10 protein-coding genes and 1 other RNA gene are annotated in these 11,871 nt (G+C 29.9%); all 11 read left to right on the forward strand.

The window, feature by feature from the left end:
• Positions 1 to 97 precede the first annotated feature (97 nt).
• The 11 genes from CIW83_RS03625 to hsp18 all read left to right on the forward strand — a co-directional run bounded on the left by CIW83_RS03625 (position 98) and on the right by hsp18 (position 11,751).
• The gene (locus CIW83_RS03625) at positions 98 to 1,114 is read left to right on the forward strand and encodes a deoxyguanosinetriphosphate triphosphohydrolase (RefSeq protein ID WP_094899516.1); all 1,017 of its coding nucleotides are present in this window, start codon (positions 98 to 100) and stop codon (positions 1,112 to 1,114) included.
• 98 nt (positions 1,115 to 1,212) lie between these two features.
• A complete protein-coding gene (gene dnaG / locus CIW83_RS03630) occupies positions 1,213 to 3,036 on the forward strand; it encodes a DNA primase (protein WP_094899518.1) in 1,824 nt (607 codons plus the stop codon).
• Between the two features lie 5 nt (positions 3,037 to 3,041).
• Positions 3,042 to 4,193, forward strand: a complete 1,152-nt coding sequence (rpoD, locus tag CIW83_RS03635) for an RNA polymerase sigma factor RpoD (RefSeq protein WP_094899520.1) — start codon at positions 3,042 to 3,044, stop codon at positions 4,191 to 4,193.
• A 57-nt stretch (positions 4,194 to 4,250) separates the two neighbouring features.
• Positions 4,251 to 4,946, forward strand: a complete 696-nt coding sequence (locus CIW83_RS03640) for a class I SAM-dependent methyltransferase (RefSeq protein WP_094899521.1) — start codon at positions 4,251 to 4,253, stop codon at positions 4,944 to 4,946.
• Entirely contained in the window at positions 4,936 to 5,727 is a 792-nt protein-coding gene (locus CIW83_RS03645) for a Nif3-like dinuclear metal center hexameric protein (protein ID WP_094899522.1), read from the forward strand. Before CIW83_RS03640 ends, CIW83_RS03645 begins: the two co-directional genes overlap by 11 nt.
• Before the next feature lie 18 nt (positions 5,728 to 5,745).
• Positions 5,746 to 6,453 carry a zinc ribbon domain-containing protein gene (locus CIW83_RS03650; RefSeq protein ID WP_094899523.1) on the forward strand — a complete coding sequence of 236 codons (708 nt, stop codon included), beginning with the start codon at positions 5,746 to 5,748 and terminating at the stop codon, positions 6,451 to 6,453.
• 46 nt (positions 6,454 to 6,499) lie between these two features.
• Positions 6,500 to 6,886, forward strand: an RNA gene (gene rnpB, locus CIW83_RS03655) — RNase P RNA component class A.
• 228 nt (positions 6,887 to 7,114) lie between these two features.
• The gene (locus CIW83_RS03660; RefSeq protein ID WP_094899524.1) at positions 7,115 to 8,716 is read left to right on the forward strand and encodes a methyl-accepting chemotaxis protein; all 1,602 of its coding nucleotides are present in this window, start codon (positions 7,115 to 7,117) and stop codon (positions 8,714 to 8,716) included.
• 265 nt (positions 8,717 to 8,981) lie between these two features.
• Positions 8,982 to 10,856, forward strand: coding sequence for an N-6 DNA methylase (locus CIW83_RS03665; protein WP_094899525.1), 1,875 nt, complete (start codon positions 8,982 to 8,984; stop codon positions 10,854 to 10,856).
• A 76-nt stretch (positions 10,857 to 10,932) separates the two neighbouring features.
• Complete coding sequence (locus CIW83_RS03670; protein ID WP_094899526.1) at positions 10,933 to 11,178, forward strand: TIGR03905 family TSCPD domain-containing protein; 246 nt, start codon at positions 10,933 to 10,935, stop codon at positions 11,176 to 11,178.
• A gap of 129 nt (positions 11,179 to 11,307) precedes the next feature.
• On the forward strand, positions 11,308 to 11,751 hold the full coding sequence (gene hsp18, locus CIW83_RS03675) for a heat shock protein Hsp18 (protein ID WP_094899527.1): 444 nt from the start codon (positions 11,308 to 11,310) through the stop codon (positions 11,749 to 11,751).
• Positions 11,752 to 11,871 lie beyond the last annotated feature (120 nt).

The following is an 11,871-nucleotide window of genomic DNA, read 5'->3' on the forward strand; positions in this document are numbered from 1 at the left end:
ATTTAAAAAATATTTAATATAAAAGAAGGATTATTAAAACTTATGTTGTATATATATATTAAGAATAATTTATCAGTAAATATAAAGGGGTATATATATGAATATAAGATTAAGAACCGAGGAAATAGAAAAAAATAATTTATCCCAATATGCTATGCATAGTCAAAATTCTAAAGGAAGAGAAAAATTTGAAGAAAAATGTGATATAAGGACTGACTTTCAACGAGATAGGGATAGAATAATCCATTCTAAATCTTTTCGAAGATTAAAACATAAGACCCAAGTCTTTATTGCTCCAGAGGGAGATCATTTTAGAACAAGACTTACTCATACATTAGAGGTGGCTCAAATAGGGCGAACATTGGCTAGGGCTCTAAGGCTAAATGAAGATTTAGTTGAGGCCATAGCACTGGGACATGATTTAGGACATACGCCATTTGGGCATACTGGAGAAAGAGTATTAAATAAATTGCATCCAAAAGGTTTTAACCATAACGAACAGTCCATAAGAGTTGTAGATTTTTTAGAGCATAAGGATGATAGAATAGGATTAAATCTCACCTATGAAGTGAAAGAAGGTATAAGGAAGCATTCTGGTGATGAAAAATCACAGACATTGGAAGGACAAGTCGTTAAATATGCAGATAGAATTGCATATATTAATCATGATATTGATGATGCTATTAGGGCAGGAGTTATAAGAAAGGAAGATTTACCTGAGGAATGTGTAGAAATATTGGGAAAAACTCATGGTGAAAGAATAAATACTATGATTTTAGATATAATTAAAAATAGTATGGAAAAAAATACTATAATAATGAGTGCAGATGTTGGGGAAGCAACTAACGCACTAAGAAACTATATGTTTCAAAATGTATACCTTAATCAAGATGCAAAATCAGAAGAATCCAAAGCAGAATATGTTTTAGAACAACTATATATATATTATTTAAAAAATATAAATACACTGCCAGAAGAACATTTGAAAATCTATAAGAATATGCACTCGGAGATAGAAGATATTATTTGTGATTATATTGCAGGAACAACAGATAGATATGCAGTAAATCTCTTTAATAATATTTTTATACCAAAACCTTGGCAAAAATATTAAAAAAAAGAAGGATTTTTGATATTTATGTCGAATATATCTTATAGTGAAAAAATATTATAATAAATAAATTTTGGTAGGTGAGATATTCAGGTGATAATATGACGGGTTATATAAATGATGAAACAATTGAAAAGGTACGAGATGCTGCAAATATAGTTGATATTATTTCAGACTATATTCCACTGAAAAAATCAGGTGGAAATTATGTAGGATTATGTCCTTTTCATAATGAGAAGACACCTTCTTTTACAGTTTCAGATACAAAGCAATTTTTTCATTGTTTTGGCTGTGGAGAGGGAGGAGATGCTTTGGCTTTTATAATGAAAAAAGAAAACTTAACGTTCCCTGAAGCAGTTAAGTTTTTAGCTGATAAATTGGGAATTACTGTGGAAGAAGAAACTCCTAGAAATGAAAAGCTATATCAAGACAGAGATAGGGGTTATGATATTAATAGAGAAGCTGCTAGATTTTTTTTCAGCAATTTAACTAAAGAGAAAATTCCGTTATCCTATCTATATCAAAGAAAAATAAACAACAAAGTTATAAAACAATTCGGTTTAGGCTATTCTCTAAATAAATGGAATTCTTTGCATAAGTATCTTCAGGATAAAGGATATAAAAATGAAGAAATAGAGAAACTAGGGCTAATTGGTAAAAAAAACAATAGTGATGAATATTATGATAAGTTTCGAAATAGGATTATGTTTCCTATAATTGACACTAAAGGAAGAGTTATTGGATTTGGTGGAAGAGTTTTAGACAATTCGATGCCAAAATATTTAAACTCTCAGGAAACTTTTATATTCAATAAAGGAAATCATCTCTATGGATTGAACTTGGTCAATAAACTTTCAGATAGAAAGAGGATCATATTAGTAGAAGGATATATGGATGTAATTTCATTGTTTAGTAAGGGGATTAATTACGCAGTAGCAAGCCTTGGAACAGCTTTAACTGAAAGACAAGCAAAGCTGCTAAAAAGGTATGGGGAAAATGTGTATATCTGTTATGATTCAGATCAAGCGGGAATTAATGCTACAAATAAGGCGATTCAAATACTCTTGAAAGAAGGAATCGAACCTAAGGTAGTAACACTAGGGAAATTTAAAGATCCAGATGATTTTTTAAAGGAGAATACTATAGAAAAATTTGAAAATAGATTAAACGAAGCTCTCAACTATATAGATTTTAGAATACATGTTAATAAACAAAAATATAATATTAACGAGGCAGAAGGCAAAATAAAATTTACAATTGAAATAGCCAAAATAATAAAAGAACTAAAGTCTCCAATAGAAAAGGATGTATATATAAACAAAATTGCTGCTGAAATGAATATTTCAAAAGAAGCAATACAGAAAGAAGTATTTGGCAATAATATAAAAGGTGTAGAAAATAAAAATTTTAAAGAGAAGCTTACTATTTCTCCAGTTAGAACAATATTACCATCAGCAAGTCTTATTGCTGAGATTGACTTAATAAAATTAATGATTTTTGATAAAGAGTATTTTGATATACTAATCAGGGAGGTTTCTTTGGATGAATATGAGAATTTAGAATGTAGAGAAATCTTGAAGATAATGATAGAATTATACCAGAAAGCTGAAGATCTGGATGAAGACTTATTATATAAAAGGGTAAAAGAGTTACCAGGTATTGATACTGGATTACTTAGCTTGATCTTCGAAAGACCAATAAACTTTCTGCCTGAGAATATAGATCAGATGATAAAAGATCTAATAACCACATTAAAAATTAACAAACTAGAAACTAAGAGAAATAATATAAAAAAAGAGATTGAAGAATTAGAAAGAAAGAGTGTCAGGAATTCTAACGAGGATGAACGATTTCTTAAGCTGTGTATAGAACTAACTAATTTAAACAAAGAACTAAACCTCATGAGATATGAGGAAGGGAGGTAAACCAGTTGGACGAATTAAATAAAGACAATGAAAAAACAAATATGGCGAGAATAGAAGCAGTTAAGAAATTGATCGCTAAGGGAAAAAAGGAAGGGATATTAACATATAGTGAATTAATAGATAGTTTAGAGGAGATATCTTTAGATGCAGACCAGATAGAAGAGGTTTATCAGAGTTTGGAAAGTATGGGAATTGAAGTAGTAGGAGATAAAGAAGATAGCTTGTTGCTAGAAAAAGATGACATTGATGACGATATGGATGATGATATTGATAAGGAAGATTTAGATGAAGTAGATATAAAAGAAGATTTATCAGTACCAAAAGGCATCAATGTAGATGACCCAGTTAGGATGTATCTGAAGGAAATTGGTAAAATACCTTTATTAACAGGAGATGAAGAGATTGAATTAGCTAAGAGGATGCAAGAAGGTGATGAAGAAGCAAAAAAACAACTTGCAGAGGCTAATCTTAGGCTAGTAGTTAGCATTGCAAAGAGATATGTAGGTAGAGGTATGCTTTTCCTAGATTTGATCCAAGAGGGCAATCTAGGACTTATGAAGGCAGTAGAAAAATTCGATTATAAAAAAGGATTTAAGTTTAGTACCTATGCAACATGGTGGATTCGTCAAGCAATTACAAGAGCTATAGCAGATCAAGCTAGAACTATTAGGATACCTGTTCATATGGTTGAAACAATCAATAAATTAGTTAGAGTACAAAGACAACTAGTGCAAGAACTAGGAAGAGATCCTAGTCCAGAAGAAATAGGTAAAGAAATGGGTATGGAAGTGGAAAAGGTTAGAGAAATAATGAAAATAGCACAGGAACCAGTTTCTTTAGAAACTCCTATTGGTGAAGAAGAAGATAGTCATTTAGGAGACTTCATACCTGATGATGAGGTACTAGCTCCTGCAGAAGCAGCTACATTTACAATGCTTAGGGAACAATTGATTGATGTATTAGATACTTTGACACCTCGGGAGCAAAAAGTATTGAGGCTTAGATTTGGTTTAGATGATGGCAGAGCTAGAACCCTTGAAGAAGTTGGTAAAGAGTTTGAAGTTACAAGAGAAAGAATTAGACAAATAGAAGCTAAGGCTTTAAGAAAGTTGCGTCATCCAAGTAGATCTAAAAAATTGAAGGATTTTCTAGAATAATAAAGATTCGCTTAAGCGAATCTTTAATTATACTTTTTGGAAAGGAAGAAATAAGAGATGAAATTATCAGAAAGATTACTAACCCTAGCAAATCTAGTACCTAAAAATTCCATAGTAGCTGATATAGGCACAGATCATGGATATATACCAGCATATTTAATAGAAAATAAGATATCTAAAAAAGTGATAGGGACAGATATATCTAAGGGTTCATTAGATAAAATAATAGAATATGTAAAGGAATTAGGATTTGAAGATAAAATTGATAGCAGATTAGGAGATGGACTAGAGGTAATTAAACCCTATGAGGTAGATACTGTAATTATTGCAGGAATGGGAGGTTTACTTATTAGGGATATCCTTGAAAAACATAAGGAAATATCAAATTCTATAATTGATTTTATATTGCAGCCTATGGTAGCTGCTAAAGAATTAAGACAATATCTAATAGAAAATAATTTTGAAATTATAAAAGAAGAGTTGGTAAAAGAAGAAAATAAATATTATGAAATAATCCATGCAAAAAAAGGTAAAACATTTATAGAAAAGGAAATCTATTATGAGATTAGTCCAATTTTAATACAAAATAAGCATCCCTTATTAAAAGAATATATAGAAGTTAAGATGATTGCAGCTAAAAAAATTTTAAAGGAAATAGAAGGTATAGATACAGAAAAATCTAAAGAAAGATACCTAATCTTAGAGAAAACTATAAAGGAATATGAGGAGGTTCTAAGGAAGATTGAAGGCTAAAGAAATAATAGAGTTAATGAATGATTGGGCATTGCCGATACTAATAGATCATTGGGATAATACTGGCTTTCAAATAGGCGATGAGAATAAAGAAGTAAATAGAATCTTAGTTGCTTTAGATTTGGACATGGAAGTTTATGAAAAAGCAGTAAAAGAAGACTTCGATATGATAATAACTCATCATCCACTTATATTTAAGCCAATTAGCAGTATAACTACATCGAACTATAAGGGAAAGCTTATACATGATTTAATCAGGAATGAAATAGTAATATATAATGCTCATACAAATCTAGATCAAGCTGAAAATGGAGTTAATGATGAGTTGGCAAAGCTCTTAGAACTCTGCAATCCTACGGCATTAAAGCTGAGCAACCTAGACTTTGAATCATCATATGGATATGGAAAGGTAGGTGATATAAAGGAAATTGAGTTAGTAGATTATATAAAACAGATTAAAGAAAAACTAAACACAGATAGCTTGATAGTATACGGTAATCAAGAAAGAAAGATTAATAGAGTTGCCATTTGTGGGGGTAGTGGATCAGAATTTATCTATGATGCATATAAACAAAAGGCATGTATTTATATAACAGGGGATATAAAATATCACGATGCACAACTAGGTGCTGAACTAGGACTTACTATTATAGATGCAGGGCATTATCATACAGAAAAGGTTATATTGCCTGTTATAAAAGAATATTTAGAGAAAGAAAAAAATTGCAATATTTATGTAGAAATATGGGAAAGGCCAAGTCCATTATATAAAATATATTAACCTTAAGGGAGTGAGAATATGGAACAACTAGATTTATTGAGGAATTTAGAGGAGCACCATAATTCACTTAAAGTATATCAAAAGGAATTATTCAATTTAAAAAATGATTCAATGGTTAACAAAACCGAAGAAAAGATACTAGATACTGAAGAGAAGCTTTCAAGGCTTAAATCCAGCCAAGAAAAGATTAAAGATAGATTAAAACAATCAAATACAAGGTTAAAAGATTATAATTTCAAGATTGAAGAAATAGAAAATAACTTATATAAAGGACAAATAACTGATTTAAAACAGCTTGAATACTTAAATGATGAAAAGGATAAACTAAAGGAGATAATCAGTGATACAGAAACCGAAATAATAGAGTTTATGGATGAAGTAGAAAATATAGATGAAGAACTGTTAGTCATCGAAAGGTTTCTTGAAGATATTAAAAATAAAAATAATGAGTTGAAAAGTAAATATAAAGATTTAGAAGAAGGTCTAAAAGATAAGATTAAGTCGGAAGAAGATGAAATTATAGCATTAGAAAGTAAAATTGACGTAAATCTATTAAACAAATATAATATGATCAGAAAGAATAAAGGAACAGGAATGGCTGAAGTGAAAGATACAATATGTTCTGGTTGTAATATGCTAATCCCTACAGTTTTAATAGATAGATTGAATAACCAAAAGGAACTGATTTATTGTGAATGCTGTGGTAGAATATTATGTAAACCATAGAAAATATATCCTTTGCACATTTTGACGATTTGTGGTATATTATATACGAGTAAGTTGGATGGTCGCGTGTGGTAACACATGAGGAAAGTCCGTGCTCCATAGGGCAGGATGCTGGATAACGTCCAGTGGGGGTGACCCTAAGGATAGTGCAACAGAGATATACCGCCAGAACTCTTTCTCGGCATTTGCTTGGACTGTAGTGAAATAATCCATGGAGATTATCTGGTAAGGGTGGAAAGGCGAGGTAAGAGCTCACCAGCATTTAGGTGACTAAATGGCTCTGTAAACCCCATCTGGAGCAAGACCAAAAAGGAACATAAAAGGTGGTAGCCCGCTGCCGTTCCAATGGTAGGTCGCAGGAACCTATCGGTAACGATAGGTCTTAGATAGATGACCATTTAAACAGAACACGGCTTATAGACTTACTCGTATACATAATGTGAAACCTAAAGGGGTATAACCCTTTAGGTTTCTTTGTTTTTGAATATCCAATAGATTTATTTAAATTACTTAAATATATAATTTTTTCATTAATGAATTAATGTTAGATTACTGGGTATTTATTAGAAGGATAAATAGCAACCAATGAAATCTCTCATAGTTTTAAAGGACAAACTATTAAACTATTTGGCTAACTATCATATAATAGAGGAGGAAATAAATGAAAATCAATGTTAAACTAAAAATCATAGTAATAGTCTTATTAATTTTTTCATTAAGCAGTACAGTATCAGTATTTTACCAACTAGAGAAAATGGATGCTGATAGTAGAGTAATTAATGATGCTGGTTCCGTCAGGGGAGGGAGTCAAAGGCTTATTAAGTTGGAGTTAGTAGGTCAAAACTCTGATGAACTTATTGATTCAATAGAAAAAAAGATAAACGGATTAATCGATGGAGATTCTGAATTAGAATTGCCAAGGGCTACAGATGAAGATTTTATTTCAGCTATGGAGAAAGTAAGAATAGACTGGGAAGATATAAAGGAAACCATATATGAAAGTAGAAAAAGTGGTGATAAATCTAATCTAATAAGTAAAAGTGAGAACTTCTTTGATACCACTAATAAAGCTGTTTCTGCAGCAGAAGATTTTTCAAGGGGAAAGGTAATATTTCTTAAAATATTTCAAGTCATAATATTTGTTCTAAACCTAATAATTTTGGCATTTATATGGATTATGAGCAACAAAGGAATTTCTAGGCCGCTTATGCATTTATTTGAGGCTATAGATACATTGGATGTTTCGGAAAATATACCAGAAGAATTTATGGCTAAAAAGGATGAAATAGGACTATTATCTAATGCATTTCAGAAGGTCATAGATAGATTAAGGCATCTTATAAATCAGATATCAGAACTGTCTAATGAAGTAGCAGATTTTTCTGAGGAACTTAATTTAACGATTAATCAATCGGCTATCGCAACAGATGAAGTTGCTAGGGTAATAGAAGAGATTGCCAAAGGTGCAAATGAGCAGGCAGAGGAAACTGGAAGAGGAGCAATGGATATAGCCTATTTAGGTTCTTTAGTAGAGCAAGAACAGGAACTATTAAAAGAACTAAAAAAGTCTACTGAAGAGGTAAATACACTAAAGAATGAAGGAATTGAAATTATAAAGGAGCTTGTTGAAAAAACGGCGGCTAATAATGAGGCATCTCTAAAAGTTAGAAAGGTAGTAATGGATACCAGTAAAAGTGCAGAAAAAATTGAAAACGCAAGTCATATGATAAAGAGTATTGCAAGCCAAACTAATCTATTAGCATTGAATGCGGCTATAGAGGCGGCAAGGGCGGGAGAAGCAGGTCGTGGTTTTGCAGTGGTAGCGGAAGAAGTAAGGAAACTTGCGGAAGAATCTAATAATTTTACTGAAGAGATATCAAAAATAGTAATTGATCTTATTGAGAAAGTTGATCACGGTATAGTTATCATAGGAGAGGTGGAAAAAATAGCTGTTTCACAGACAGAAAGCGTAGAACTAACCAATGATAAATTTGAAGGAATAGCTGCTTCTATAGAAAGGATCAAAGAAGCCACAGAGATTATAAATAAATCTGGACAAGAAATGATAGGGAGAAAAGATGAAATTATAAGTGCTATGGAAAATTTATCTGCCATATCAGAGGAAAATGCAGCAGGAACACAAGAAGCTTCAGCTTCAGTGGAAGAGCAGACTGCATCAATGCAGGAGATTGCCAATTCTAGTGATTCCTTATCTGAACTGGCGATTAAGATGAAGGAAAGCATTGATAAATTTAAATCTTAAAATTTAGATTTAAATCTCAAATATATAACTGAATATTTCACAGCATTCATATATATTCAGATAATATATGAATGCTGTGTTTTTGTGCCTTGTTTTAATTGGTGATTAAGCTATTTAAAGATGTTAGATTATTAGTATAGTTTTTAAACTTATATTGTAATTTATTAGCTTTTCTATTATACTCAATTTAATATGAATATACCACAGAAAATATCTAATAGATGAATCTACAGATAAAATTGAAATAAAATTGAGGTGAAAGAATATGGGACCTAATATATTAGGTGATATTTATCAAAAGAATACTGACAAAGAAATCCGAAAATCAATAGGCCAATACTATACACCTGATTTTATTATTAAATATATACTTAAGAAGACAATAGGAAAAGCAGATATTATAGAAAATCCTTATATCAGTGTTATAGATATTTCTTGTGGAGCAGGATATTTCCTGATGGAGGCTTATAGTATTTTAAAAGAAAAATTTTTATTAAGTTTAGAAGAACTAAGGGAAAAATACGGAGAAGATATATATACCTTAGAAAAAGAAGGACGGATATATAGTTTAAATGGAATTGATTATTGGAGAAAAGAAAATATTCATTACCATATATTAAAGCATTGTATTTATGGGGCAGATAAAGATAAAACTGCAGTAAATTTAACTAAAATAGGATTATTGGGAAAAGAACCAACTAGTAAAATAGAAGAATTGAATATAGTGGAATGCGACAGTTTATATAGATGGGAAAAAAATTACATAGATGAATGCAAATTAAAAGAAGAAAATAAACTTATAGAGTTTTGGAGGAAAAAATATAATTATGTAATCGGTAATCCTCCATATATAGGACATAAACAATTGGATATGAGATATAAGCAGTGGTTACTTCAGGAGTATGATGGTGTATTTAAGGATAAATCAGATATTTCTTTTTGTTTTTTTAAGCGAATAATTGATATTTTATCTCCAGACGGTATAAGCGGGATTATTACCTCAAGATATTTTATGGAAAGTCCAACGGGAAAACATGTAAGATCATATCTAGCAAATAATGTAGATATTCTAGAAATAGTAGATTTTTATGGAGCAGAGATATTTAAAGGGATTGGTGTTGCAACAGCAATATATTTTTTTAAGAATGATAAGTCAGATTATAATAAGGTTACTGTAAATAAATTAATAGATGATGCAAATCAATTTGAAGATTTAAAAGATCTACAGGAAGTTATAAAATCTGACCTATTTGAAAGATTTGATGTAGAACAAGTTAATTTATATACAGATAGATGGATATTATCACCTAAGAGCATTCTTAATATATATAAGAAAATAGAAAGTAAGGCAAAAAAAAGGCTGGGAGATGTGGTTACATCCTTTCAAGGAATTATAACAGGATGTGATAAGGCATTTGTATTAACATCAGAAGAAATAGAGAAAAATAATATTGAAAGAGAATTATTAAAAAGATGGATAAAAAATAGAAATGTGGAAAGATATCAAGTCTCAGATACGGATTTATCTCTGATTTATTCAGATTTAATTCAATCAGAAAAAAAGTATCCTAATAGCATAGAGTTTATTAGAAACTATAGGGAAAGATTAGAAAATAGAAGAGAATGCAAAAATGGCGCAAAAAAATGGTATCAATTACAATGGGGACGAGACACAGCATTGTTTGAACAACCTAAAATTGTATTTCCATATAAAGCTAGTAGAAATAGATTTGCATTAGATTATAATAACGTATATTGTAGTGCAGACGTATATTCTATAATTATTAAAGAGGAATATAAGAATGAAATTCCATTAGAATATCTTGTAGGATTGCTTAACTCTAGTATTTATGAATTTTATTTTAAACTATTTGCTAAGAAGATGGGGAGAGGAATATATGATTATTATCCAAATTCTGTACTAGATATGAAGATAATAACTGAGGATATAATTGATGATGTAGTATGTAGAGTAAAACAAATAATGGATTTACTATTAATATTAGATGAGGATATGGATAATAAAAGATTGGTAGAAGAAAGAATATATAAACTAGAGGGAGAAATAGATAGAATTATAGGAGGTTATTTTAATATAGATGAAGAAGAATATAAAATTTATAGAAGATATTTAAAATAAATTAATCTATACTATATCTTTCAAATTGTTGTATAATATACTATGTCATATTAAACATCATGGGAGGAGAAAATAAATGTATGAGTATGCAACATCTGGAGTTTGCGCAAAGGATATAAAATTTGAAGTGGAAAATGGTATAGTAAAGAAAGTTTTATTTACTGGAGGATGTAATGGGAATTTGCAGGGTATTGCAAGCCTCGTTGAAGGTATGGAAGTGGACAAGCTTATAGAGAAATTATCTGGTATAAAATGTGGTAATAAAGAGACTTCTTGTCCTGATCAATTATCAAAAGCCTTAATTAAATATAAGAATAAATAGAACTCCTTATTTCTTAGGAGTTCTATTTGCTATTTAAGCCAAATTTCTGTTTCTAGTTCTTAGAATAATTTATAGATTCCTGTGAAAACTAATTTATAAATATACTTAATTATTAGGAGGAATTTAAATATGTTTAATACTATGGGGCCTTTTGGAAATAATAAATTGATGAGGAAAGATGGAACATTCTCACCATTCCTAACAAATTTTTTTGATAACGATTTCTTTTCTCCAATGAATTATTTTCATGGAAACTTTAATGTTGATCTAAAAGAAAATGACAAAGAGTATTTTGTAGAAGCTGATTTGCCTGGAATTAAAAAAGGAGATATAGACATAGATGTAAATAACAATTATTTAACAATCACTGCCAAAAGAAATGAAAATCAAGAAACTAAGGAAGAAAATTATGTCAGACGTGAAAGACATTATGGAGAATTTAAAAGAAGTTTTTATATGGATAATGTAGATGAAGAAAAAATAGAGGCTTATTTTAATGATGGTGTTTTACAAATTGTTTTACCAAAACTGACTAAAGACAATGACAAAAAGAAAAGAATTGAAATTCATTAATAAAACAAAAACATGATTAATTTAATATTAAAATAAAAATTTATGTAGACAAATAAAATCTGATTATTTAAATAATCACGATTTTATTTGTGTGTGTGTCATAAATTAAATAATATATTA

Origin of the sequence: Tissierella sp. P1 (assembly GCF_002266425.1) — a bacterium.
In the GTDB taxonomy this organism is placed as follows: Bacteria; Bacillota; Clostridia; order Tissierellales; family Tissierellaceae; genus Tissierella; species Tissierella carlieri.

What these genes read in the sequence shown, in the direction of transcription:
- CIW83_RS03625 (WP_094899516.1), top strand. Translation starts at nt 98, where the DNA reads ATGAATATAAGATTAAGAACCGAGGAAATAGAAAAAAATAATTTATCC.
- dnaG (WP_094899518.1), top strand. Translation starts at nt 1,213, where the DNA reads ATGACGGGTTATATAAATGATGAAACAATTGAAAAGGTACGAGATGCT.
- CIW83_RS03640 (WP_094899521.1), top strand. Translation starts at nt 4,251, where the DNA reads ATGAAATTATCAGAAAGATTACTAACCCTAGCAAATCTAGTACCTAAA.
- CIW83_RS03650 (WP_094899523.1), top strand. Translation starts at nt 5,746, where the DNA reads ATGGAACAACTAGATTTATTGAGGAATTTAGAGGAGCACCATAATTCA.
- CIW83_RS03660 (WP_094899524.1), top strand. Translation starts at nt 7,115, where the DNA reads ATGAAAATCAATGTTAAACTAAAAATCATAGTAATAGTCTTATTAATT.
- CIW83_RS03665 (WP_094899525.1), top strand. Translation starts at nt 8,982, where the DNA reads ATGGGACCTAATATATTAGGTGATATTTATCAAAAGAATACTGACAAA.
- CIW83_RS03670 (WP_094899526.1), top strand. Translation starts at nt 10,933, where the DNA reads ATGTATGAGTATGCAACATCTGGAGTTTGCGCAAAGGATATAAAATTT.
- hsp18 (WP_094899527.1), top strand. Translation starts at nt 11,308, where the DNA reads ATGTTTAATACTATGGGGCCTTTTGGAAATAATAAATTGATGAGGAAA.